23 protein-coding genes are annotated in these 25751 nt (G+C 45.7%); 9 read left to right on the forward strand and 14 right to left on the reverse strand.

The window, feature by feature from the left end; translation table 11 throughout:
- Window positions 1-212 precede the first annotated feature (212 nt).
- Window positions 213-710 carry a thioesterase family protein gene (locus AC3IT7_RS11560; protein ID WP_475654289.1) on the reverse strand — a complete coding sequence of 166 codons (498 nt, stop codon included), beginning with the start codon at window positions 708-710 and terminating at the stop codon, window positions 213-215.
- Window positions 711-814: 104 nt separating this feature from the next.
- Between AC3IT7_RS11560 and hemB the strand changes: the two genes are divergently transcribed.
- Window positions 815-1828, forward strand: a complete 1014-nt coding sequence (gene hemB, locus AC3IT7_RS11565) for a porphobilinogen synthase (protein ID WP_489248573.1) — start codon at window positions 815-817, stop codon at window positions 1826-1828.
- 15 nt (window positions 1829-1843) lie between these two features.
- Window positions 1844-2968: a glycine oxidase ThiO gene (gene thiO / locus AC3IT7_RS11570; protein ID WP_489248574.1), complete on the forward strand. Its 1125-nt coding sequence runs from the start codon at window positions 1844-1846 to the stop codon at window positions 2966-2968.
- Here the strand turns inward: thiO and AC3IT7_RS11575 are convergent.
- Both AC3IT7_RS11575 and AC3IT7_RS11580 read right to left on the reverse strand, forming a co-directional pair.
- Window positions 2965-3861: a TIGR01777 family oxidoreductase gene (locus AC3IT7_RS11575; RefSeq protein ID WP_489248575.1), complete on the reverse strand. Its 897-nt coding sequence runs from the start codon at window positions 3859-3861 to the stop codon at window positions 2965-2967. The genes thiO and AC3IT7_RS11575 overlap by 4 nt on opposite strands.
- A 152-nt stretch (window positions 3862-4013) precedes the next feature.
- Window positions 4014-4475 carry an ABZJ_00895 family protein gene (locus AC3IT7_RS11580; protein ID WP_489248576.1) on the reverse strand — a complete coding sequence of 154 codons (462 nt, stop codon included), beginning with the start codon at window positions 4473-4475 and terminating at the stop codon, window positions 4014-4016.
- A gap of 465 nt (window positions 4476-4940) precedes the next feature.
- Here AC3IT7_RS11580 and AC3IT7_RS11585 point away from each other — a divergent pair, with 465 nt between their 5' ends.
- Genes AC3IT7_RS11585 through AC3IT7_RS11595 form a run of 3 tightly spaced genes read left to right on the forward strand, consistent with a single transcriptional unit; the run spans window position 4941 to window position 10923 of the window.
- Window positions 4941-6194, forward strand: a complete 1254-nt coding sequence (locus AC3IT7_RS11585; RefSeq protein WP_489248577.1) for an exonuclease SbcCD subunit D — start codon at window positions 4941-4943, stop codon at window positions 6192-6194.
- An 8-nt stretch (window positions 6195-6202) separates the two neighbouring features.
- Complete coding sequence (locus AC3IT7_RS11590; protein WP_489248578.1) at window positions 6203-9814, forward strand: AAA family ATPase; 3612 nt, start codon at window positions 6203-6205, stop codon at window positions 9812-9814.
- 5 nt (window positions 9815-9819) lie between these two features.
- Window positions 9820-10923 (forward strand): acyltransferase family protein, encoded by a 1104-nt coding sequence (locus tag AC3IT7_RS11595; RefSeq protein ID WP_489250011.1) that lies wholly within the window; start codon window positions 9820-9822, stop codon window positions 10921-10923.
- A gap of 34 nt (window positions 10924-10957) precedes the next feature.
- Here AC3IT7_RS11595 and AC3IT7_RS11600 read toward each other — a convergent pair whose 3' ends face one another.
- On the reverse strand, window positions 10958-11644 hold the full coding sequence (locus AC3IT7_RS11600; protein WP_489250012.1) for a YggS family pyridoxal phosphate-dependent enzyme: 687 nt from the start codon (window positions 11642-11644) through the stop codon (window positions 10958-10960).
- A gap of 123 nt (window positions 11645-11767) precedes the next feature.
- Between AC3IT7_RS11600 and AC3IT7_RS11605 the strand changes: the two genes are divergently transcribed.
- Complete coding sequence (locus AC3IT7_RS11605; protein ID WP_396470191.1) at window positions 11768-12805, forward strand: type IV pilus twitching motility protein PilT; 1038 nt, start codon at window positions 11768-11770, stop codon at window positions 12803-12805.
- A gap of 30 nt (window positions 12806-12835) precedes the next feature.
- Window positions 12836-13957, forward strand: a complete 1122-nt coding sequence (locus AC3IT7_RS11610; protein ID WP_396470190.1) for a PilT/PilU family type 4a pilus ATPase — start codon at window positions 12836-12838, stop codon at window positions 13955-13957.
- A 67-nt stretch (window positions 13958-14024) separates the two neighbouring features.
- Here the strand turns inward: AC3IT7_RS11610 and fur are convergent, their stop codons facing one another.
- Window positions 14025-14462: a ferric iron uptake transcriptional regulator gene (gene fur / locus AC3IT7_RS11615; RefSeq protein ID WP_005247099.1), complete on the reverse strand. Its 438-nt coding sequence runs from the start codon at window positions 14460-14462 to the stop codon at window positions 14025-14027.
- A gap of 112 nt (window positions 14463-14574) precedes the next feature.
- Between fur and AC3IT7_RS11620 the strand changes: the two genes are divergently transcribed.
- Window positions 14575-14973 carry an outer membrane protein assembly factor BamE gene (locus AC3IT7_RS11620; protein ID WP_475653482.1) on the forward strand — a complete coding sequence of 133 codons (399 nt, stop codon included), beginning with the start codon at window positions 14575-14577 and terminating at the stop codon, window positions 14971-14973.
- A 100-nt stretch (window positions 14974-15073) separates the two neighbouring features.
- On the opposite strand, the gene AC3IT7_RS11625 is transcribed toward AC3IT7_RS11620, so the two are convergent.
- The 9 genes from AC3IT7_RS11625 to AC3IT7_RS11665 all read right to left on the reverse strand — a co-directional run bounded on the left by AC3IT7_RS11625 (window position 15074) and on the right by AC3IT7_RS11665 (window position 24561).
- Complete coding sequence (locus AC3IT7_RS11625; RefSeq protein WP_489248579.1) at window positions 15074-15406, reverse strand: RnfH family protein; 333 nt, start codon at window positions 15404-15406, stop codon at window positions 15074-15076.
- Window positions 15406-16485 (reverse strand): hypothetical protein, encoded by a 1080-nt coding sequence (locus AC3IT7_RS11630; RefSeq protein ID WP_489248580.1) that lies wholly within the window; start codon window positions 16483-16485, stop codon window positions 15406-15408. The genes AC3IT7_RS11625 and AC3IT7_RS11630 overlap by 1 nt, the downstream gene beginning before the upstream one ends.
- A gap of 142 nt (window positions 16486-16627) precedes the next feature.
- Window positions 16628-17083, reverse strand: a complete 456-nt coding sequence (locus AC3IT7_RS11635) for a bacteriohemerythrin (RefSeq protein ID WP_475653485.1) — start codon at window positions 17081-17083, stop codon at window positions 16628-16630.
- 285 nt (window positions 17084-17368) lie between these two features.
- Entirely contained in the window at window positions 17369-18217 is an 849-nt protein-coding gene (locus AC3IT7_RS11640; protein ID WP_475653486.1) for a class II glutamine amidotransferase, read from the reverse strand.
- A gap of 132 nt (window positions 18218-18349) precedes the next feature.
- Complete coding sequence (gene argB / locus AC3IT7_RS11645; RefSeq protein ID WP_475653487.1) at window positions 18350-19258, reverse strand: acetylglutamate kinase; 909 nt, start codon at window positions 19256-19258, stop codon at window positions 18350-18352.
- 10 nt (window positions 19259-19268) lie between these two features.
- Window positions 19269-20687, reverse strand: a complete 1419-nt coding sequence (locus AC3IT7_RS11650; RefSeq protein ID WP_475653488.1) for a phosphomannomutase/phosphoglucomutase — start codon at window positions 20685-20687, stop codon at window positions 19269-19271.
- Window positions 20688-21232: 545 nt separating this feature from the next.
- Window positions 21233-21685 (reverse strand): dUTP diphosphatase, encoded by a 453-nt coding sequence (dut, locus tag AC3IT7_RS11655; RefSeq protein WP_475653489.1) that lies wholly within the window; start codon window positions 21683-21685, stop codon window positions 21233-21235.
- A gap of 48 nt (window positions 21686-21733) precedes the next feature.
- Window positions 21734-23773, reverse strand: coding sequence for a UvrD-helicase domain-containing protein (locus AC3IT7_RS11660; RefSeq protein ID WP_489248581.1), 2040 nt, complete (start codon window positions 23771-23773; stop codon window positions 21734-21736).
- Window positions 23774-23907: 134 nt separating this feature from the next.
- Window positions 23908-24561, reverse strand: a complete 654-nt coding sequence (locus AC3IT7_RS11665; protein WP_195725061.1) for a YiaD family glycine zipper/OmpA-like lipoprotein — start codon at window positions 24559-24561, stop codon at window positions 23908-23910.
- Window positions 24562-24814: 253 nt separating this feature from the next.
- On the opposite strand from AC3IT7_RS11665, the gene yihG reads away from it, so the two are divergent.
- A complete protein-coding gene (yihG, locus tag AC3IT7_RS11670; RefSeq protein ID WP_489248582.1) occupies window positions 24815-25741 on the forward strand; it encodes a 1-acylglycerol-3-phosphate O-acyltransferase, YihG family in 927 nt (308 codons plus the stop codon).
- Window positions 25742-25751 lie beyond the last annotated feature (10 nt).

Here is a 25751-nt window from a genome sequence, read left to right on the forward strand (position 1 = left end):
AGCAATACTCCTCACCGCAAAACTCGTCAGCCTCTATCGACTAACAAATTTATCGCAGAAACAATCATTTTTTTATGCAGTCCGGCCTCAAACAGTTGCGGATGACTTTCCTACATATCAACTACAGTCATGAATTTAAAAAGAAAATGCAAGTCAATTTCTTAACTGACTGGCATTACTGTCATTGCAGTGCTTTTTTATACGCTCTTTACTTAATAAGCATACGATGCAATCGCTGTGGCAATTGGCTTATCTTCATCATTGACCATGGTCATACGCATGGTGCAGCCCTTACGCCCCAAACGTAGGGTTTCTGCACGCGCAATGAAATATTTGCCTCGTCCGGGCGCCAGATAATCCACCCGCATATCCACTGTCGCCAGACGCGATACCTTTTTAATGGTCTCGGCAATGGTTTCCGGTTCGGCTTTTTTATATAGCTCCCCCATCGCCACAATGCCGCCAACACTGTCGAGCACCGTGGCGGCAAGACCGCCATGCAGAATCTGGAACGCGACATTGCCAATCATGAAATCCTGCATTTCCACATAAGCTTCAATCTGGCCATCCACCACGCGCATGCTCATACCATTGTGCTTAAAAAAAGGAGAGCTGTTAAAAGCATGTACCAGTTGATTTAAGACCACATCAATATCCACCTTTGCCCCCAAGTGTATATTACCTGTCCAGCTTTTCTCTGTCTTAGTCATCACTCTGTTCAAATCCACCGCAATAAAAACCGCTAATTTATGCCCAAAAATTTCAGTTAGGGCTACAATAGGGGCCTAGTTTAATACTGATTGCTGAGATTTTTATGACCTATACGTTCAATCGTCCCGCATTTCCTGCAACTCGCATGCGTCGTATTCGTAAAAATGAGCATTTACGTTCTATGGTACGTGAAACATATCTCAGTGCAGATCACCTGATTTATCCAGTATTTGTACTGCCAGGACAGAACCAGACCCAGGATATTCCCAGTATGCCGAATATCCAGCGCCTGTCAGCAGATTTGCTGTTAAAAAAATCGGAGCGCCTGCTGGAACTGGGCGTCAATAAACTGGCACTATTTCCAGTTACTCCACAAGAAGATAAAAGCCTGACTGCCGAAGCCGCATGGCGCGAAGATGGTCTGGTGCAAAACACCTTGCGTTTATTAAAAAAAGAACTGCCAGAAATGGTGCTGATTACTGACGGCGCACTCGATCCTTATACTACACATGGTCAGGATGGCATTATTGATGAAACCGGTTATGTGTTAAATGATGAAACGGTTGAATGTCTGATTAAACAGGGCCTCAGCCATGCCGAGGCCGGTGCAGACGTGTTTGCTCCAAGTGACATGATGGATGGCCGGATCGGGGCAATCCGTCAGGCCTTTGAACAAAATGGACATATCTATACCTCCATCATGGCCTATTCGGCCAAATATGCATCAAGTTTCTATGGCCCGTTCCGTGATGCAGTCGGTTCTGCCAGCAACCTAAAAGGTGGCAATAAATACAATTACCAGATGGATGTCGGTAACCGTGCTGAAGCGTTGCATGAAATTGCCCTGGATATTCAGGAAGGCGCAGACATGGTGATTGTGAAACCGGGTATGCCTTATCTGGATATCGTCCGCGAAGTCAAAGACAGCTTTGGTGTACCAACCTTTGTTTATCAGGTCAGTGGTGAATACGCGATGCTGGCAGCTGCCATTCAAAATGGCTGGTTATCTGACAGCGTCATTTTAGAATCATTGATGAGCTGTCGCCGTGCCGGTGCCGATGGCATCTGGACTTACTTTGCCGAAGAAGCTGCGCTTAAACTGAAAGACATGAAGTAACAGGATTTCGGCGCAATGCATATCGCCATCATCGGCGCTGGCATCACCGGGTTGATGTCGGCGCTGGAACTGCTTGAACAGGGATGTTCTGTCACAATTCTTGATCAGCAAGCCGCCGGACAGGCGGCATCCTGGGCTGGCGGTGGCATCCTCTCCCCGATGTATCCCTGGCGCTATCCTGCTGCCGTGAATGCTCTGGCCCGACATGCCAAACCGCTATATCAGGACTGGAATCAAAAACTGCAGCCGCTAACCGGGATTGACTTCCAGATTCATGAAACAGGCATGCTGATTTTTGATAAAGCTGATTTTGAGATTGGCCTGCGCTATGCGCAACAATATCAGGACCCGCAGCAACAGGCGGAATTGCTTAATCAAGTTAAACTTCAACAGATTAATCCCAGAATTGATCAGCACAAGTTCAAACAGGCGATTTATTTTCCGGAGCTGGCCAATATCCGTAATCCGCGACTATTACAGTCGCTCATCAGCTATTTAAAACAGCATCCGCGGGTCAGCTGGCAAGAACATTGTAAAATCACTCAGCTCAATATTCAGCAAGGCCGTGTAAACAGTGTCTCAAGTGCAAGTGGCCAGCAGTTTCAGGCAGACCACTTTGTAATCGCCACTGGCGCATGGTCTGCGGGCTGGTCGGAACAGCTTGGTTTTGAAATTCCGGTACAACCGGTACAAGGCCAGATGCTGCTGTTTAAAACCCCGGAAAACTGGCTACCCAGCATGTGCATGAACAAGGTCATGTACCTGATTCCACGGCGGGACGGACATGTGGTATGTGGTTCCAGCATGCGTCAGGCCGGTTTTGACACCTCTCCTTCTGCCGAAATCCGGCAAGATATTCTGCAAGCTTGTCTGGACATGGTGCCGGAACTGGCAGATTTTCCAATTGTGAAACAATGGGCCGGATTACGACCCAGTTCGCCGGATGGTATCCCCTATATTGGCAAAATTCCCCAGCTAAAAAATCTCTGGGCCAATTTTGGCCATTTCCGTAATGGTTTATGCATGGGGCCTGTATCAGGCAAACTACTGGCTCAACTAATACTGGAACAGCCGACCATTGTAGATCCACAGCCTTATGATCCAGTGCGTTTATTGGAGCCAGGTCGCTTAGTGCTTTAAATATTGTGCAGCGCTTCTTTTAAGGTCGGATAATTAAACTGAAATCCCGCCTCCTGCAAAGCTTTGGGCTGTACATACTGACCGTTCAAGACCAGTTGTGACTGTTCTCCCAGCATCATTTTCAGGCTGCAGGCCGGCAGTGGCAATAAGGGTTTACGCTTTAGCACTTGCGCGGCAATCCGGGCAAACTGCGCCTGACTGACTTTTTCTGGTGCAACCACATTAAAGATCTGCTCGGTTGTCGCTTCAAGCATCAAGAATTCAATCGCTCGCAGTACATCCTCTAAATGTACCCAGGTCACTGGTTGACGCCCATGACCAATCCGGCCAAACAGATTCAGTTTGATGGGCAATAGCATCTGCGGCAGAATCCCGCCACCTTGACCAAACACCACTGCAAAGCGAACAATTTTAGTATCCTGATGGGTATAGGACAGCGCCAGCTGTTCCCATTTCACACAAAGCTCGGACATAAAAATATCTTGTGGCGGGCTTTGTTCGGTACAAACCTGCGCCCAGCGCTCATCCGGATCAATGCCATAATAGCCGACTGCCGATGTTGAAATAATCCGTTGCGGTTTGATCTGGTATTTTTCCAGATAGTCAAATAACTGCCTGGTGGTGTCTAAACGGCTGTCCAGCAGTTTCTTTTTCCGCGCTGCTGTCCAGCGGCCCTGACCGATGCTTTCACCCGCCAGATTCACCACATAATCAATCTGATGCGATTTTAATTCATCCAGCTGGTTGATCCAGTGAAAATCTGGATGCGGTTCACGTTGATGTTTACGGCGAGTCAGGCCAATCACCCGATAATCGCGTTGCAGTAAAAAACGCACCAGATGACTGCCAATAAAACCACTCGCTCCGGTCACCAGCACTACAGGTTTATCCATAAGTCATTCTGCGCCTTATTCTTTTCTTGGTTTAAATTATACGTCAGTCATCTTGAAGTTTTTAAATACAGAGCATCTTTGTCGTGGTGAATTTGTATCATGAGCGATGCAATTATTCTATAAAAATCAATTATCATAAAGCCACTTGCCGATTAGGCCTGCGGTGCATTGCCAAACATTTTATCTGCCATACGCTGTGCCTGCTTGCCATAGAACCAGTAGGTTAATAAATATAGCGGAATCGCAATCAGCAGGAACATGATCAGCACGATACTCATAAATTGTGGCTGCTGTAGATACAATAAAAAGTCCTGCCAGGCATTTGGATTGGAGCGCGTAGCAATCAGAATCCCAAGTAACAGAAACAGCAGATTATAGCTCCAGTAAATCAGGCTAAAACCAAGAGTGAATTTTTTACGTTCCGACTGCGTGGGAGCACGTTTTTGCTGTTTTAAAAACTTGAACAATATCCAGATCATGGCCACCAGATATGGAACAACCGTCAGCACTGCCCCCATACCCGTTGGCATTAATGCTGCCAGAACCCCGCAAATGCAGGTAAAAATAAAGCAGATAATAAAAAACCAGATAAAATAACGGGTTAAAGGCAACATATCAATCACTCGGTGACATTCAGCAAACTAGTATAAAAAAAAACAGGTTTTTTTTCATTTTATTGTCAACCATCGGCCAGAGGGTGACGTTATATAGGGTACAAGGTACAAAAATTTGGACTGGCATCCACGAATTTTTGCTGACCTTAGAGCTAAAGCAATAAGTCCAGTGTACAAGGAAATTTTGAATAGCAGCCAAAATTTTCATGCAGCACAAGTTTTGACCGACGATTTCACATCACTCGAATCGTCGGTTTTTATTTTTTATGATTCCATTTTTTAGGCGAATGCATCGCAAGTCTTTTCAATAATTAGGATGGATAGCGAATTAGCCGTTTATTTTCACATTGCTTAAAATAAATTCAGTGGCAATAAACCACGGCCAGATGAAAATTTCTTTTTCAGGTAGATTTTTAGCTGTGCTTTTTCCTATAGTAGCAAGGCAGATATCTAGGGGTTCATTACATGGCAGTTCATTTTCTTCACACTTCCGATTGGCATCTGGGACAATTTTTCCATAACCATGACCGTGAATTTGAACATGCCCAGTTTCTGACCTGGCTGCTGGAGCAAATTAAAGCAAAACAGCCGCATGCCCTGCTGATTGCCGGAGATATTTTTGATGTGATCAATCCGGCGTCCAGTGCGCAAAGACAGCTGTACCAGTTTCTGGCCGATGCGCATGAGCTGGCGCCACATATGCAGACCCTGATGATTGCCGGTAACCATGATTCTGGTTACCGGATTGAACAGGTTGAACCCTTGCTGGCCAAATTCAATGCCAAGGCCGTCGGGATTGTCGGCCGCAGTGCAGATAATACCCTGAACCTGGACCGCTTGCTGATTCCTGTGTATGACCAGAATAAAAATATCGTTGCCTGGTGTCTGACCTTGCCTTATTTACGCAGTGCCGAAATTACCGGACTGAATGAACATACCAGCAATAGCCAGAATGCGATTAGCTATCTGCACCAACAACTGATTGCCGAAGCCAAGGCGCGCAAGCAGCCACATCAAGCCCTGATTTTAATGTCGCACGCGCATATGCAGGGCGGCGAAACTTCCGACTCGGAACGTCCGATTATTGTCGGCAATGAAGAAGCCCTGTCGACGGCGCTGTTTGATGAGGTGATTGATTATGTCGCCCTTGGGCATTTGCATAAACCACAAAAAGTCGGTCAGCCGCATATCCGTTATAGCGGCTCACCGATTCCGCTGTCATTTAGTGAAATCAACTATCAACATCAGGTGGTTGAGGTCAGAATTGATCCTCAGCAAAGCACAGAACAGCGCCTTCAATATGATGTTTTAAAAGTTCCGCGCACCGTCGAGCTATTCCGGATTCGGGAAAAGCTGGAAGATTTAATCACTAAAATTCAGGCCCTGCCTGCCGGAGAAATTCAACAGCTCTCTGCACGGCATTTTCTGGAAGTGGAATACACGACCGACGCGCCGCCACCAGTCGATTTACGCCAGCAAATTGAACTGGCACTGCCAGCAAATCGTTATCGTTTGCTGCGCATCAGCCGGATTTATCAGCAACAGGCCGAACATGCGCCAGGAGATTCAAAAATTGATCTGGCACCGCCGACACCGGAATCGCTGTTTTTGAATATCTGGGAAAAAATGGGCTATGAGCCGGATGATTCTGTACAACAGGATTTTCAGCGCTTGCTGGTTGAAGCCCAGCATGAACTTGCGCAAAAACAACACGCTTAGGATCGGCCATGAAAATTTTACGTTTGAGTCTCAATAATCTGGCCTCCCTCACCGGCACCCATCATATTGATTTTGAATCCAGTCCTTTGACACATGCCGGCCTCATTGCGATTACTGGAAAAACCGGCGCCGGAAAATCGACCCTGCTCGATGCCATGTGTCTGGCGCTATATAACGAAATTCCACGCCTGAAAGGTGCAACCGGCAGCCTGAAAGATGCAGGTGGTCAGGATGTTTCGATCAAGGATTCCAAGAACATTCTGCGCCGTGGCTGCGTGCATGGTTTTGCCGAACTGGAATTTATTGCACTCGACAGCAAACGCTATAGCGCACGTTGGGAAATTAAACGGGCACGTCAAAAGGTTGATGGCAATTTAAAGGTCGATCGTTACATCAAGTGTATCGATGATGACACCACCCTGACGCAAAAAATATCGGAAGTTACCCCTTTAGTTGAAAAGCTGCTGGGCCTGAGCTTTGAGCAGTTTACCCGTGCAGTACTGCTGGCCCAGTCGGAAGTGGGGGCATTTTTAAAAGCCAAAGATCATGAACGCGCCGACTTGCTGGAATATCTGACCAATTCGCAGATTTTCAGTGAAGTCAGTAAAAAAGCGGCAGAAAAATTCAGTGAAGTTAAAAACCAGCGCCATGATCTGGAAAAGCTGATCGGGCATATTGAAATTCTGTCGGAAGAAGAGATCGCCCAGCTTCAACAGCAGCATACGGCCTTAAACCAGATACTCGAGCATTTTAACCAGAGTGAAAAATTACTAGAAAATGACCTGAAATGGCATCGGCAGAAACATGCTTTATATACTGAAATTCAGGCCAAAAAAGAAATTTACGAGGTACAGCTAGATGCCGATCAGAAACTGACGGCACAAAAGCAGTTGCTGGTTCATTTGGATGAGTTTCAGGGCATTCGTGAACAGTTTGTCCAGCAGACTCAAATGCTCACGCAGCAACAGCAACTTGCCATGCAACAACAATCATTCGAACAGCAGCTGCAACAGGTACAACAGCAACGTGATGCCGAATTTGCGAAACTGGTCCAGATTCAGCAACAGCAGCAAGCTTATGTTGAACATATGCATGCCATGCAACCGCATCTGGAACAAGGTCTAAAACTGGATCATGAGATGCATCTGGTCGGCAATGACTATAAGAAGAAATCAGCAGATTTATTGAACTATGCGCAGCAATATATCCAACCCTTGCAACAACAGCTTGAATCATCAAAACAGCAACTCGCCTCTGCTTGCGAGCAGCAACAGCAACGCCTGAAGCAACTTGAACATCAGGCTTATCTTGCCGTGTTTGATCTGGAACCACAAAGCACATTGCAACGACTGCATGACTACCAAAAGCTGTATCAACAGATGCAGCAACAGACGCCAGCCGTACTCTCTCAATCGCGTGCTGAACTGGAACACACCCAACAGCAGTTGGCTCAGCAAATCGAAGGCTTGCAGCAACAATTTGGCAATCAAGCCCAGTTGGAACAACAACTGCAACAACATCAGATTGTACAGCAACAGAGCACGACCCAGCGACTTAAACTGGAAGGCTTAATCCAGCATGTAGCAGGTCTGGCGGAACAGGAAACCGAACAACAGCAACTCAAACAGGACGTAGCGCATGCCCAGACAGAATTGTCTCGGCTTGAAGATACGGAAATTCAACTGCAACAAAGCGTCAATAAGGCCGATCAGGAATTTGAGCAACTACAGGGCATGTTGCAGCAACAGCGCCTGCTACAAACCCAAAGTGTGCAGGAACTGCGTGCGCAACTCAAACCTGATGAAGCATGTATGGTCTGCGGCAGCCAACAGCATCCTTTTGTTCAACATAAGGCATTATTAGAAACAGCGCTCAATCAGCTGCAAGATCAACAGCTGCAACAGGCGCAGCAAGGACTGAATCAGCTTAAAGAAGATTTAAAAGCAACCCAGATTCAACAGTCGAAAATCAGGACGCTTTTTGAGCAGAAGCAACAGCGTTTAGTCCAGCTTGAACGGATACTGAATGATCAGCACCACACATTACAACAGCAGCTAAAAGAATTAGGACTTGAGCAAGCCAATCCTGACCATTCGGCCCAGTTGCTCCATAGCCTGCAGGCACAGCTTGGCCAATGGCAACAGCAACACACGCAGGCAAGCGAACAATTCAAAGTCCTGCAACAGACTTGGCAAGACTGGCGCCAACAGCAACAGCAATTTGACAGCATGCAACTGAGTCTGCAAAAAATGCTGCAACTGGATCAACTGATCGAGCCAGTTCTTATGGTACTGCCTGAAGCACAACAGCTCGCTTGGCACAAGAATGCGCCTGCTGCCTGTACCCAACTCCAACAGCAGTTGCAGCAGCGATTACATCTGGTCAATCAAGCCAAAACTGCGGAACAGCAACTACAGGGTTTAAACCAGCAATTAAATCAGGCTGAACAGCAACTGCAGCTGCATGAACAGCGGCATACGCAAATACAGGCCGAAATTAATTCTTTACTTGAGCAAGGTAAAGACTTACGTCAGCAACTCAATCAACTGACCGAACAGCACGCTGGTCAGTCCTATAAGCTGGCAGCAGAATGGCGACTGCAACTGGATACTCAATTAAAAGTACTCGATACTCAGCTCCAGGCACAACGTCAGGTATCCGAGCAGCATGAGCAAGGTCTGCATCAGGCTTTGCTTAAACGGCAGGCTTTGCTGACCCAAGTGCAGCAGCTGACTCAACAGCAGGCACAATCTGCTCAAGCGATCAGTACCTGGCAAAATCTGCACGCACATTTTGATGCGGCTTTAATCCAGCAATGCCTGAGCATTAATCTGAATGAACATCAGCAAATCCGCCAGCAATTACAGGCACAGCATCAAGCACTGGAAAATGCCAAAATTGCATGGCAAACACTGGAAGATCAATACCAGAAGCATCTACAGCAACAGCCTGAGCTTGGTTTTGAGGAAGTGGAATCGCGTTTAAACAGTTTGGCACAGGAAAAGACTGAGCAACAAAACAGCTTCAATGAAACTGATGCCAAACTGCGTATGAATGCCACCAATCAAAATACTTATGCTAAATATCAGCAGAAAATCGAGCAGGTCAAAGCTGAAGAATATCGCTGGGGCCGGATCTATGACTTGATTGGACATAAGGAAGGTACCAAGTTCCAGAAAATCGCTCAGGAACATCACTTGGATATCCTGGTGGAATATGCCAACCAGCAGTTACAGCCGCTGGCACCGCGCTATCAGTTATATCGCATTCCGAACAGCCTGAGTCTGGCAATTATTGATCTGGACATGAACAGTGAAGTACGTCCTGTGCTGTCCTTATCGGGTGGAGAAACATTCCTGGTGTCGCTGGCCCTGGCACTGGCGATTGCCAATATGGCTTCCGGCTCCATGAAACTGGAATCGCTGTTTATTGATGAAGGCTTTGGTACTTTAGATCCAGCCTCACTACATATGGTGATGAATGCACTGGATCATTTGCAAAGCCAAGGCCGTAAAGTGGTATTAATCTCGCATGTGCAGGAAATGCATGAACGGATTCCGGTACAGATTCAGGTCAAACCGGTCGGTGCAGGCGCCAGCACCATCCAGATCATAGGTTGACAATGATGCACCCTGCCCCAGACAAGCTCTCGCCCTATTTCAGCTTGCAACTCGAGAGCTTACGGGGCATCAGTGCCATTGTGGTACTGTTCACGCATTGCTTTCAGGCCTTTATCGCTCCTTTTGACCTTAGCCTGTATTCCTGGGTGCGCCTGCTAGGTCAAGCTGCGGTCATGATTTTCTTTGTTCTGAGCGGTTATCTGATTGGCTATTCAATCCAGTACAATGCTCATCGACAGTGTCAGTTCAATCTACGCGATTACCTCCAGCAGCGCTGTCGCAGGATTTTAGCGCCCTTCCTGTTTGCAATGGCTTTGACCTTGATCTTGTATCTGTTGGCTCCACTGTTCTTTGCCAGTCAGAGCCATGCTTTTCAAAACAGTTTTGGCATGATGATCCGCACTGACTATAGTGTCGATTCAGGTGATTTTATTGGCGCTCTGCTGTTTCTGAATGGCTTCGTCACGCCTACAGTTTCAGTCAATGCCCCGCTCTGGAGCCTGAGTTATGAAGTCTGGTTCTATGTCTTGGCGGGCTTTCTGCCTTTTTTCAAAGATTCAGGAAGAGCCAAAATCGGCTTTTTTGCTGTTTTAATCATTTTATCCCTCCTGAATATCCAGTTTTTTATTTATTTTCTGGTCTGGCTGGCGGCATTTGCCTGTTCATTTCGTCACCTTCAGCGACATTTTCTAGGCCGGTTACAAGCGCTTAAACTGGGATTCTTTGGCTTTGCCTTGCTGATTGCCTGCTTTGATGCCTATCAGTTTCATATCGTAGATCAGGCCCGACAATATCGCGCTGCAAATTTTACGCCCTTCAATTTTTGTATCGGTCTGGCATTTTGCTGCTGGCTGCTACAGCTCCAGCAGCAACGTAGTCACTACAATCCGGTCTGGGTACAATCCGCTGATTTTTCCTATACCTTGTATGTGACCCATTTTCCTTTGCTGCTGTTTATTCTGGGCTGTATTCCGGCAACCCTGGCTTATGGTCTGGGCGGAGCGATTTTGGCCCTACTTGGCAGCATGGGTAGCCTGATTGTCTTTGCCTGGCTCATGGCCAAATGGCTGGAGCCACAAAGAAAAAAAGCGTTATCAAATAACGCTTAATCATACTTTTTTCAAAATAACCTGACTGCACCTGTTAATCCTTTTGAGGACGTGCACCAAATAATGCCGTGCCGACACGCACCATGCTGGAACCGGCAGCAATCGCAGCCTGCATATCGGCAGACATGCCCATGCTCAGAGTATCCCAGTCTTCGGGATGCACATGTTGCGCCTTGACCTGCTCAAATAACACTTTGGCATCACTAAAGGCTTGAAGATTGTCCGGAGCCGGAATCACCATCAACCCGCGTAGGCGTAGATTCGGCAATTGACTGATCTGTGTGACCAAATCTGCAACTTCTTCTGGCTGACAGCCATCTTTCGTATCCTGAGCATCAATATTGACCTGAATACAGATATTCAGTGCGGGCTGCTCCTCTCCACGCTGAGCGGATAAACGCTCGGCAATAATCAGGCGATCCACCCCATGCACCCAGGCAAAATTTTCTGCCAGATGTTTGGTCTTGTTACGTTGTACATGCCCAATAAAATGCCACTCAATATCCAGTTCGTTGAGCGCGGAGATTTTCTCCAGCGCTTCCTGCAAATAGTTTTCACCAAAGGCGCGCTGCCCAGCCTGATACATGTCTGCCAGTATCTTACTCGGCTGGGTCTTGGAAACGGCCAGCAGTTGCACCGAATCTGGCTCACGACCGGCCTGCACACAGGCGCTTTCAATTTGCGCTAAAACCTGATTTCGTGACTGTTGCAACATATTCATTGATGGGGTTCTCATTTCATTCATCTTTTTTTCCCTTGCCCATGAACTAAGTGTTGGTTAAGCTGTGGGAAAGCCTTATTATTCTATCAAAATAATTAACATTGTAATGAACTCGGGGACCTTATGGATATCACAGAATTGTTGGCATTTTCTGCTAAAAATGGTGCGTCGGATTTACACTTATCTGCAGGCTTGCCGCCAATGATTCGTGTTGATGGGGAAGTTCGTCGTATCAATCTGCCGGCATTAGAACATAAAGAAGTGCATAAACTTGTTTATGACATTATGAACGATAAACAGCGTCGTGATTTTGAAGAAAATCTGGAAACTGACTTCTCTTTTGAAGTGCCAGGTGTGGCCCGTTTCCGTGTCAACGCATTTAACCAGAACCGTGGTGCCGGTGCCGTGTTCCGTACCATTCCATCTAAAGTCCTGACCCTTGAAGATCTGGGCATGGGACAGATTTTTAAAGACATCTGCGAATATCCGCGTGGTCTGGTACTGGTCACAGGACCAACCGGTTCGGGTAAATCAACCACGCTGGCAGCGATGCTAGATTATATTAACGACAACCGCTATGACCATATTCTGACCGTCGAAGATCCGATCGAGTTTGTGCACCAGTCAAAAAAATGTCTGATTAACCAGCGTGAAGTGCACCGTGATACCCACGGCTTTAATGAAGCACTGCGTTCAGCACTACGTGAAGATCCGGATATTATCCTGGTCGGTGAGATGCGTGACCTTGAAACCATCCGTCTGGCTTTAACTGCAGCCGAAACCGGTCACCTGGTCTTTGGTACCCTGCATACCACCTCCGCGGCCAAAACCATTGACCGTGTGATTGACGTATTCCCTGCCGAAGAAAAAGACATGGTTCGCGCCATGCTGTCAGAATCATTGCAGGCAGTCGTGTCACAAGCCCTACTGAAGAAAAACGGTGGCGGACGTGTCGCGGCGCATGAAATTATGATTGGTATTCCTGCGATTCGTAACCTGATTCGTGAAAATAAGGTCGCACAAATGTATTCTGCGATTCAGACTGGTGCCAACTATGGCATGACTACGCTGGATCAGACCCTGAAAACGCTGGTATCTAAAGGGATTATCAGTCCGCAAACGGCGCGTACCGCAGCCAAACAGCCAGAAGCATTCTTATAAGAAAAATTAATTGTATTGGGGTTTTTATCCATGGATTTTAACGGCTTACTCGATTATATGGTGGAGAAAAAAGCATCGGATCTGTTCATTACGGCTGATGTCGAACCTTCGATCAAGATTAATGGGCAGATTTTACCGATTGGTTCGGTAAAATTGCCCGGTGCTGCAGTGGGGCAACTGCTCAACTCCATCATGAGCGACAAGCAACGTAAAGAATTTGCCGACACGCGTGAATGTAACTTTGCCATCAGCACACCGGACAAAAGTGCCCGTTTCCGTGTCAGTGCCTTTCAGCAACGTGATCAGCCGGGTATGGTATTGCGTCGGATTGAAACCGTGATTCCGACCATGGACGAACTCAAGTTACCGCCGATTTTAAAAGAACTGGCGATGACCAAACGTGGCATCATCATTTTTGTCGGGGCCACCGGTACTGGTAAATCTACCTCGCTGGCGTCTCTGGTCGGTTACCGCAATGAAAACTCCAAAGGTCATATCATTACCATTGAAGATCCGATCGAGTTCATTCACCAGCATAAGGGCTGTATCATCACCCAGCGTGAAGTCGGCATTGATACGGATTCATTTGAAATTGCCCTGAAAAATACCTTACGTCAGGCGCCGGACGTGATTCTGATTGGTGAGATCCGTTCGCGTGAAACCATGGATTATGCGATTGCCTTTGCCGAAACCGGCCATCTGGTTTTTGCGACCCTGCATGCCAACAATGCCAACCAGGCGATTGACCGGATTATTCACTTCTTCGAAGCAGACCGGCATAACCAGCTGTTCATGGACTTGTCACTGAACATGAAAGCGATTGTGGCACAACAACTGATTCCAACCATTGATGGGAATGGCCGCCGTGCCGCGATTGAGATTCTGATTAACTCGCCCCTGATTGCCGACCTGATCCGTAAAGGTGATGTGCATGAGATCAAGGATCTGATGAAGCGTTCCCGTGAACTGGGCATGCAAACCTTCGATCAGGCCCTGTACGACCTGTATAAGGCCAAACAGATCAGTTATAAAGATGCGCTGAAACATGCGGACTCACCGAATGACTTGCGTCTGCAAATCAAACTTTCAGAAGAAGGTGGTGGACATTTATTACGTGCCCATTCCAATATCACCTTTGATGGTCAGTCCTGATCATCGTGCAGGCATAAAAAAACAGGCTTCTTTTGAGGCCTGTTTTTTATTTCAACCCAAGGTCAAATTATTTTTTACGAAATACTTCCTGACATGCAGTTGCATCACAGTAGCCATACAGATTCAGGGAGTGACCGGTTAACTCGAAACCAAATTTTTCGGCAACATCATGCTGCTCTTTTTCAATGGTATCATTGATAAATTCAACCACTTTGCTGCAATTCAAACAGACCAGATGATCGTGGTGATCTTCCTGCATGATCTCAAAAACAGAATGATTGTTTTCAAAATTATGACGCTCGATAATACCCGCAGCTTCAAACTGTGTTAACACACGATACACAGTTGCTAAACCTACATCTTCACCCTGATCGAGTAAAGTCTTGTAAATATCTTCCGCACTTAAATGATGTTGTCTTGAATTTTCTAGTAATTCTAATATTTTAATTCGTGGAAGGGTAACTTTCAGTCCAGCTTTTCGTAAATCTTGGTTTGAAATAGTCATGTAAAAAGGTCTCTCAACAAAATCAAAGTTGGAATATGCAACAAACTTTAGATGCAGTATGATCTATCCTTGGATCAAATGCATCATAATTAATTTGGGATAGTTTAGCAAAATGCAAAAAATCATGTTGACGTTATTCGTCACTTCCTTGCTCGTCGGCTGTTCGACATTAGGTGTTTATAAGGTAGATATTCCACAAGGAACCCCTTTAACCAAAGCTCAAGCCGCTAAAATTCAAGTGGGAATGAGCCACCAACAAGTGCGTTTCTTACTGGGCAGTCCAACAGTCAGCGATCCACTGAACCCTTTACGCTGGGACTACATCTATAACTATACCCCAGGAACCTATGCCAAAAAAGCCAAGATCCCTGCAGCCCAAGGCCAGCATTTGAAAATCTACTTTAACCAGTCTGGTATCGTGGAACGTGTTGAAGGTCTGGAGACTATCCCAGAATCTCAACCCGGCTTACCAGGATCAAAAGAAGCCATTTTAAATGCGCCTCCACTATAGTCGGTTTCTCATGAAAAAGCCCCTGAATCATCAGGGGCTTTTTTGATTATGTCGATTGATTGAGCAGATGAGTGACACGATTGCTCACTAAAGCACTGTACTATTCAGAAGACGGTTTCAGTTTTCTTAAAAGATTGCCGCGGGCATAGCGCCCCACCGGATTTTTCGCCGCGCGTTTACGCCGAATATCTTTCGGGTTAATGGTCAGTGGACGATAAATCTCCACCCGATCGCCAGCCGCCAATAGCTGCTGATGATCTTGCAAACGCACCCCAAAGATACCCAAAGACAACGGCTCGGGTAATTGCACTTGCTCTGCAATCCCGCTTTGCTGAATCGCCTCCAGTGCCGTCATACCGGCACGAAATGGTACAGCCAGATGAAACTGCTGCTCCGGCGTCGCATAAGCGACCCAGATCATTGCCTCATTCATCAGATGAGTTGTCCCAAAACAGACACGATTGCCAGAATAATCGCGACAGGCAACACGACACGTACCGCAATACGCCAGATGTTATAGAAGGTCTCAGAACTGAAGTTCATTGATTTACGCAAATGACTGATCTTCATGATCCAACCGGCAAACAGTGCATAGATCAGGCAAATCAATAAACCCCAGAGTAATAAGACGACATTGAAGATTGCTGTCACATTTGGAATGGCCCAGATTAAAGTAACAACAGCCACAATCGCCCATTGAATCGCAGGATTAAATTGGCGTTGCTGTAACTGCTCTCGTGCCATCTGCAGCATGAATGCAGCCGTCGCTACAATCGCTACGACCAGGCTAAATGCCGGAATTTGTGCTTGCACAGTAAAGAAGGCAAATGCAATCACGGCAAGCAGTTGCGCCACCCAGATCGGCAATACCGTCTTGCTGGCAACATCCTGCTGTTGCACTGCAGCCAGACTAGACTGCCAGTACAGGCCCATACCCAGACCACTGGCCACCAAAGCCAATACGGTGGCATTGCCCCACTCGGAAAACTCGACTGGCGTGACTTGCCATGCAGGTAAGGTGGCTCCCATTACATTGGCCAGCACCAGAGATGCCAGCACGGCAATGGTCGTGATGCCTAACAGAATTTGACGCGGGACCATTGACAAGATCAAAGCCACAACTGCCAATCCGATCAACAGCAGATTCGGGGCAAGTTCCACTGCAGCAACTGTCAGGATATTGCTGGCATTGTTGAGCATGGCTCCCGCCAGAAATGGAATAAAGATCACGCCTAACCAGCCGGCAATACGCCATTTCTGTGAGGCATCCGCTTCACGGGTCAATTTCGACAGCGCCTGTAATGCCGTAGTTTTAGAGCGCTTGGCCAGCGCAATTTCCAAATAGCAGACCGGAAGCGCCAGAATCAGCATGGTGGCTAACCAGAGCATCCAGAAATCAAGCTGACGATCAATCTGTATACCGGTTATCGGTGCGAGCGTCGCGATGATAATAAACGATAAACAGAAAGCCATCAGCGGCGATAACCATTTTGACATAGCATTGTCCTGCATGATGCATTCCTATAAAAATCTAGCGCTATTTTGCCTTGTGGAGCGGTGAAAATCAAAAACAAAAAGCAAACCACCATGACAGTGATTTGCTGCGCAAAATTATAATTAAATTATAATTCTTGTTATCTCATTCTATCTTTTATTATGAAAAGAAACGGGCGAACCAGTTTTTACCGGTTTTCTTTTCTTTTTCTTTGATAATGCCCATCATATTTTCTTTTACAGCCCCAACATAATCAGCGTCATCGTGCTGAATATGATTGATTAGCCATTTTGATAATACTTCATGCAGTTCATTCTCAATCGACTGCCCCAGTTCAAAACGGTCACGATATGATTCAATTTTCTTGATAAACAGATCATGCACACGTTTATGTGGAACCCGATATTTATAGCCGGCTTCTTCCTGAAGAGATTCTTCAAAGGTAAAATGCGACTGGGTATAATCGATAATATTGTCGAGAATCTGTTTAATACGAGCACGGTCGGTATTTGCATCAATTCCATCAATTTCATTGATATAATCGAGAATTCGTTTGTGCTGATCGTCAATCACATCGATACCAGTATTATAGTCTGGAACCCATTTCATTTTCATTACGATCACCTATAACTATTATTAAGGACTTACCACATAAAAATCATCATATAACGTATTGATTTAAATAAAAATGAAGTAAATTAGTCGGCTTTCTTCCTTATTTGGCAAAAATAGATCAACCCCTTGTTTTTATTTGATATATATTTTAAACCCGAGTATAAGAATCAGATATTTTTTAATCAATCTACTATTTTTAATATTATTATTTCTATTTTATTTAAATAAGAAAATATTAAAAAAGCGGGAATTTATTCCCGCTTTTTTTAAATAAAGCATCTGCTTTTAATATAAATCTGCTTTGGTTACACGTTTTAAGGAGGGATCAAGACGTTCCCGCTCTAACCGCTCCACTTGAGTCAGCTGCGAACGATGCTTGGCCCCATCTTTAAACAAAATCATTTCGCCAGGCTGAAAAGAGGTCCATTCTTCATTTTGCGTCAATGGTTCGGTAGTAATGACGGCCACCCTGTCCTTTGGAGTAGTGACCTGACTGAAGTCGACTTCAACATCAATATCAATGAGTTGTGCGGGTCTAAACGGGTATTCACGCACCAGCCAGTGCAGCTTGGTAATGGCATAGCTAAACAGCGCCTGACCATTGGAAAGACAGAAATTAAAGGTGCCATGTTCCGCAATCGCAGGCGAAATTTCGGTTAGCAGATCAAAGACCTGATCCAGACTTGGTTCATGATAACCAAAGCGTTGCACCAGTTGATCCAGCAGATAACAGAAAGAACGCTCACTGTCGGTAGTACCGACCGGGGTAAAACGGCCACTCAGCACCGGGAAATAATCATGCAAATCGCCGTTATGGGCAAAAATCCACTGCCGGCCCCACAGTTCGCGGCTAAACGGGTGCGAATTTTCCAGATTGATTTTGCCTTGGGTGGCTTTACGGATGTGTGCGATGACATTGCGGGATTTGATCGGATAGTTACGCACCAGCTCGGCAATCGGTGATTCAACCGCAGACTGGTTGTCGACAAAGAGGCGGCAGGCTTTATCTTCAAAAAAAGCAATTCCAAAACCGTCGGCATGATCCGAGGTAATTCCTGCCCGTTGGGAAAACCCACGAAATGAAAAAGTAATATCCGTCGGGGTGGCACAATTCATTCCGAGCAGTTGGCACATGGTCTGGTTTCAGCTCTCTATTTTCCTAGATGCTTATTGTGCATGACTGCCGGAGGCATTTCAAATCTCTATCCATGATAAATAAAGATAAAAAAAAGCCTCAAGGAGGCTTTTTTCTACAGCAGCCAGATTTTATGGGCGATGTGGGTTACTACGGTTGGTAATCAATGTACCTACCCCATGATCGGTAAAAATTTCCAGCAGGCTGGCATGAGGAACACGACCATCCACGATATGCGCACTCACTACACCACCTTTGACCGCATCCAGTGCACATCCGACTTTGGGAATCATGCCGCCATAAATCACGCCGGTTTCAATCAGACGATCGACTTCCTGAGTAGTTAAACCAGTCAACAAGTTTTTATTTTCGTCCAGAACACCACTAATATTGGTGAGCAGAATCAGCTTTTCTGCACCCAGTGCTTCAGCAACTTTGCCTGCGACCAGATCCGCATTGATGTTATAGGTATTGCCTTCTTCATCAACGCCGAGCGGCGCAATCACGGGAATAAAATCACTATTGGTGAACATTTCCAGCACATCGGTTTTTACCCCAACCACTTCACCGACCAGACCCAGGTCAATGTGCTGTACTGAACCATCTTCGGCAGTTTTTTCCATCAACAGTTTTTGTGCGCGAATCAGATTACCGTCTTTACCAGTCAAGCCAATGGCACGACCGCCATGCTGATTGATCAGGTTCACAATCGATTTGTTGACACTACCGCCCAGCACCATTTCCACGACTTCCATGGTCGCAGGGTCCGTCACGCGCATTCCGTCAATACGGTCAGACTCGCGGCCCAGCTGTTTCAGCATGGAATCCACTTGTGGTCCACCGCCATGTACCACGATCGGATTTAAACCCACCGTTTTTAATAAAACGATATCACGTGCAAATGAACTTTCCAGCTCAGGGTCGGTCATTGCATTGCCGCCGTATTTAACCACCAGGGTTTTACCCGTAAAGCGTTGAATATACGGCAAAGCTTCTGTCAAAATCTGTGCTTTGTCGATGCCTATTTGTTGATTTGGCATTCGCCTCTCCTTATTGAGCATCTAAAATATCTTGAGCGATCTGTGGATAACGGTCACGCAACATGGCTACAAACAGATGACGAATTTCATTTAGCCCCTGGGCATTATTGGCATCAAAGCGCACTGTGAAATACTCACCTGTATTGGATGCCCGAATGATGCCAAAACCATCCTCAAAATCAAGACGTATCCCATCGATTTTACTGATTTGTGCATGAATTTTTTCAGATTGCTGTTCAACAAAGTTTAAAAGCTCTACAGGACGCACATGATGTGTTGAAATATAAAGATCTTCAGTACCATGCCGTTTTGGATAGGCTGCCAAGGCCTGTGCCAATGTCTGGCCGGTTTGATCCAGATATTCCATCACGCGCAGCGCTGCATACAGGCCATCATCGTAGCCCCAGCCACGGCCATCATTAAACACATAATGTCCGGCATACTCCCCACCAAAAATCGCTTGATCTTGGGATTGCGACAGATAGGTTCTCAGAAATGAACTTCCGGTACGGATCATCACCGGCTCACCGCCCAGACGTTGCACGGTATCCCGTACCAGGGTTGAGCATTTGACATCATAAACAAATTGGCGTGGCGGTGTAGCGCTTAAGCAGATTTCAGCAAACAGGCACAGCAACTGATCTGCGGTGATAATCTGCCCCTGTGCATCAATTAAGACCACGCGATCGCCGTCGCCGTCCAGCGCAATGCCCAGATCAGCCTGCTGTCGCATCACTGTTTGGCATAAAGTTTCAAGATGTTTGTCTTGTGACGGATCTGGCGCATGATCTGGAAAATGTCCATTGGCATCACAACGCAAGGCCGTCACCTCACAGCCCATTTTTTGCAGTACCAGATTGGCACAGCGCCCGGCTGAGCCATTCAGACCATCCAGAACGACTTTAAATGAGTGCTTTAACTGGATATCGTCCAATATACCTTGCTGATATTTCAGACAAAATTCAGGAATGACCTGATGCATCTGTTGCGTTACAGAAAGTTGCTGGCTGCCACAATGCGGTTTTGCCAGCTGGGCGACCTGCTGAATCATTTCTGGGCAAGGCGGCTCACCACAGACCAGCCATTTAATGCCATTATCTTCTTTAGGATTATGGCTGGCCGTGACCATGATGCCGTTGCCATCAAACTGACGCGCAGTGAAATACAGCATTGGACTGGAACAACAGCCGATAATGGTGGCCTGAATAGAATAATCCTGAAAAATATGGCGAATGGTTTCTGCAAAAACTGGACTGCTAAGCCGCGCATCATAGCCAATTGCAACACGTGTCTGTCCTGCAGCCTGATATTGCTGCGCTAAACCGTGAGCAATTGCATTAATAATACCGGTACCCAATACACTGACTTTGCCACGTATGTCATAGGCCCGAAAAATATGCATGGGGAATAGATGATTCATGGATCCCATAAAACTGTTCTTTTCACTCAATATAAGGAGATATTAAAATGATTTATTTCATCATCATGACTTCAAACATTTGTTTTTGTTTTAAGACCCACCATTTTTAAACGATTTCTTTGTAACAATCAATTATAAAAATATTACCTGTCACTTGCTCGTCATAAAATTTCTTTTATTAAAAGACACTTATTTAAGTATGTTTATTTTATTCTCACTTGATTCAATTTAAATAAATATACAATTTTTTAATTTAAATCACTTTATTTATATAAAAAAACTAGATCTCTTTCATAAATCAAAAAATGATTGGTATATTCATATTTAGATGAATAATGAAAGTTCCTTCTCCCTTTGGGAGAAGGTTAGGATGAGGGGATTTCTTAGAAAAATCTCTCCATTACGCAGCAGTGCTGTGTAGTGATTCAAAAATGATTTATGAAAGAACCCTATTACTTTTTATTTTTAACTATATTTTAATCGCCATATTATTTGAGCCTGGCATTTAAAAAGTGGCTTACATCCATTCAATCAATGTAAGCCACTATTCAAGCTTAGTTTTTACCGGTATGACCAAAACCGCCAGCACCACGCTCAGTGGCTTCAAACTCATTCACCAGATCAAATTCAGCCTGCACCACAGGTACCAACACATATTGCGCCAAGCGTTCCCCTGGTTCCAGGCTGAATGCGGTCTGACTACGGTTCCAGACCGATACCATCAATTCACCTTGATAATCGGAATCAATCAGACCCACCAGGTTCCCCAGCACAATCCCGTATTTATGACCCAGACCTGAACGTGGCAAAATCAGGCCGGCAAAAGCAGGATCTTCGATATAAATAGCCAGACCGGTTTTTACCAGTACAGTTTGACCCGGTTCAATCACTGTGGTTTCGTTAACGCAAGCACGTAAATCCAGCCCCGCTGAACCTGTTGTAGCATAAGTCGGTAATGGCCATTCCTGACCAAGACGCGAGTCAAGGACTTTCACCTGAACTTTCATGTATTCATTCCTGTAGTTTCATTTAAAAATACGGATAAGTGTTGAACTTTATCGTTTGATGAGGTTACGCAAATTATCCAGATAATGCTGCGCCTGTAATTTGGGATCGATGTTACCGGCGAGCTTCTTCTTGCGGCCTAACCATTCCAGTTCATCTTCTGGCAATTCATCCAGGAAACGGCTTGGAGTCATTTGCTTCATCTGCCCACCAGCCTTGCGCTTTTCAGCCAGAGTAATGGTCAAACCCTGACGAGCACGGGTAATCCCCACATACATCAGACGGCGTTCCTCTTCAACCGTTTCCGCAGCAATCGAGTTTTTATGCGGCAGAATTTCTTCTTCGAGCCCAATCAGATAGACATAAGGGAACTCAAGACCTTTAGAGGCATGCAAAGTCAACAAATTGACCTTATCGGTGTCTTCTTCTTCCTGTTGCTGCTCCAGCATATCCAGCAGCACCATTTTACGGATCACGCTTTCAATATTCTTTTCATCAACATCTTCAGCACGGTTAATCAGGCTTTGAATACTGCTGTAAAGCACCTCAATATTGTCAAGCTTGGTTTTTTCCTGTGCTGGCGTGGCTGCAGTTTCCTTGATGTAGTCAATATAACCAGCTTCAATCATCATCTGGCGGATGATTGGCACCGGCTCATCATCATCCAGCAAATTGCGGGTAAATCCATCGATAAAGTCGGCAAATTCTGCCAACTGTGTGGTGGCCTTTTTGGGAATCGCCATGGTCAAACGCTGATCTGCAGCCGCAGCCAGCAATGACAGGTTATTTTCCTGAGCAAATAAACCCAGTTTTTCCAGCGTTACCGGACCAATAGCGCGTTTTGGCGTATTGATAATTCGTAAAAATGCGCTGTCATCTTCAGGGTTAATGATCAGGCGTAAATAACTCATCATGTCCTTGATTTCGGCACGCGCGAAGAAGGACTGCCCGCCAGATAATTTATACGGAATCTGCATCTGACGCAGATGGGTTTCTAAAATACGCGCCTGGAAATTACCGCGGTATAACACTGCATAATCTTTCCAGCTTTTACCATTCATGAGTTTATGCGTGATCAGGTCTTTGACCACGCGTTCTGCTTCATCATCATCATTGCGGCAGGTAATCACCCGGATCACTTCGCCATGGCCTTTGTCCGACCAGAGTTTTTTGTCAAAAATATGCGGATTATTGCCAATCACGGTATTGGCAGCCTTGAGGATGCGGCTGGTCGAACGATAGTTCTGTTCCAGTTTAATCACTTTCAGATTCGGGAAATCTTGCTGTAACAGTGCCATATTTTCCGGTTTAGCACCGCGCCAGGCATAGATGGACTGGTCATCATCACCTACGGCAGTGAACTGCCCCATCACGCCAACCAGTAATTTCACCAGAATATACTGTGCGGTATTGGTGTCCTGATATTCATCGACCAGCAGATAACGAACCCGGTTTTGCCATTTGTCACGAACTTCTGCATTTTCCTGCAACAAGCGCGTCGGCATCACGATCAGGTCATCAAAATCCACGGCATTATAGGCACGCAGATTACGCTCATACAGTTGATACAAATGCGCGAACTGCACATCTTCAGCAGTTTCACAGGTGGTATGCGCCTGCTCGGGAGGAATCAGATCATTTTTCCAGTCCGAGATCATTTTCATGGCTTTGGCGATCAGCTCTTTGCTTTCTGCACCAGATAAATTATCACGATGCATCAGATCCATGAGAATACGCTTGCAGTCGTCCGCATCCAGAATCGAGAAATTATTTTTCAGCGGGGTGTGTTTCAGCTCCAGGCGCAGCATATTCAGGCCAAAAGTATGGAAGGTTGAAACTGAAACGCCTTTGCTCTCTTCACGGGTCAACAATTTGCTGACACGCTCTTTCATCTCACGTGCCGCTTTATTGGTAAAGGTCATAGCGGTAATACGGTGCGCAGGAATCCCGCAATGCTTGACAAGATATGCGATTTTTCGCGTGATCACTGAAGTCTTGCCTGAACCCGCTCCTGCAAGTACTAACAAGGGTCCTTGAGTATATTTCATGGCTTCAAGTTGCTTGTCATTTAACTGACTGGCGAGTGACATATGGCTTCCTCTTCTAGATTCGGCTCCGATTATAGTCATCTCTGCCCCAGTTGCCTAATTTAAAATACGATTAAACCGGTCAATTTACAGGGACAAAAAAACCACCCGAAGGTGGTTTTTTCAGCGTTCAAGAATTATTGAACTGCATATACCGCGATTTCTACACGACGGTTTTGTTCTTTACCCGCTGCAGTCGTGTTGTCTGCGATTGGGTTCGCGGAACCTAGACCTTGAGCATTAATACGTGTACGTGAAACACCTTGACCAGCCAAGTAAGTCGCTACAGAGTTTGCGCGTGCTTGAGACAATGGCAAGTTGATTGAGTCATTACCGGTGCTGTCGGTATAACCAGTCACCAAGATTCCGCTCTGGTTATCTTCAGTCAATACTTGAGCTACTTTGTTTAAGGTGCCATAGAAGTTTGGTTTGATGTTCGATTTGTTGGTATCAAAAGTGATACTACCTGGCATCACAAGGTTAATCGAACCATCTGCGTTACGGTTAACGTCTACACCAGTACCTGCTGTTGCTTGACGTAATTTTTTCTCTTTGTTATCAAGATACACACCTGCTGCACCACCCACAACAGCACCAATCGCTGCTGCACGGTTGTTTTGACGGCTGGTATTCGCATTACTTTTAGAAACACCGTAACCTGCTGCAGCACCAATTAAAGTACCTAAAGCAGCTTTATCATATTCCACACCACCGATGTTATTACCGGTTGACTGACAACCTGTAAGTGCTACGGCCCCTGCTACAGCTGCTGAAATTACTAGTGCACGCATCGCATGACTCCTTATTGTATGCTTTGTTGTATAAGCGAAATAATGATTTAAATTGAATGGGATAACCATTGAATTTTTGTTAATAATAAATCGTTTCGTAATATTTTGTAATGTTTTAATGTAACCAAAACGAGGGGCTTCATCACAATATCTTCACAGTTAGTCTGCAAAGCTTTTTTATTTCGCTAACTCTCACTATATTATTCAAAATATGACAATATTTAAGCGATTAATCTCTGGGGACTGGTTTGACATGTCATCGAACAGCAATAAACAAACAACTTTAAAAAAACTTAGCCGTGGCTTGGCCGTTACCTCAGTCATGACAGGCAGTACTTTTTTTCATGGCCCGCCGGTTCTGGCACTGGGCTTTACCAAATTCTTTAAAAAATCTGCAAAAGTTGATGAAACCAATATCAAGATTACCAACAGCTGGTTGGGAGTCAATAACTGGCTGATTGACAATGTCCTGAAAAATACTGAATGGCAAATCACGGTAGATGAATCACTTGATTTAAATATGCAAGGCCGCTATTTGATGACCTGCAATCATCAGAGCTGGGTTGATACTACCGTAAATCAGTACTTCGGTTTGAGCCGTATGCCGCTGACGCGTTTCTTTACCAAATGGGAACTTATCTTTATTCCTTTTGTCGGTCAGGCCTTTAAAATTTTAGGCTTCCCGATGATGAAACGGCATAGCAAGGAACAGATTGCCAAAAACCCTGCGCTGAAATACCGCGATATGGAAGAAGCACGCAAATCTTGTGAACAGTTGATCAGTCAGCCATTTACCCTGTTAAATTATCTGGAAGGCACCCGCTTCACCCAGGAAAAACATGATCAGCAGCAGTCGCCTTACACCTATTTGCTCAAGCCTAAAGCTGGTGGTCTGGCCCTGGCGCTGAACATTCTGGGCGATAAGATTGACGCGCTGGTCGACATGACCATCGTTTATCCGGACGGTATTCCGGGTTATGGCGAATTTTGGTTAGGCGAAGTGCCACGAATTGCGGTAAATTTAAGAAAAATTGAGATTCCTGACTGGGTGCTCGGTGGCAATTATGAAGATGATGCCGAATATCGTACACGTTTCCAGAAATGGATTGATCAAATCTGGACTGAAAAAGATCAACTAATAGCGCAAATGCGGCAGGACTTTCATCAAAGTGCTGTCTAATTTCGCCTGA

This window comes from Acinetobacter sp. KH_038, from assembly GCF_057839405.1.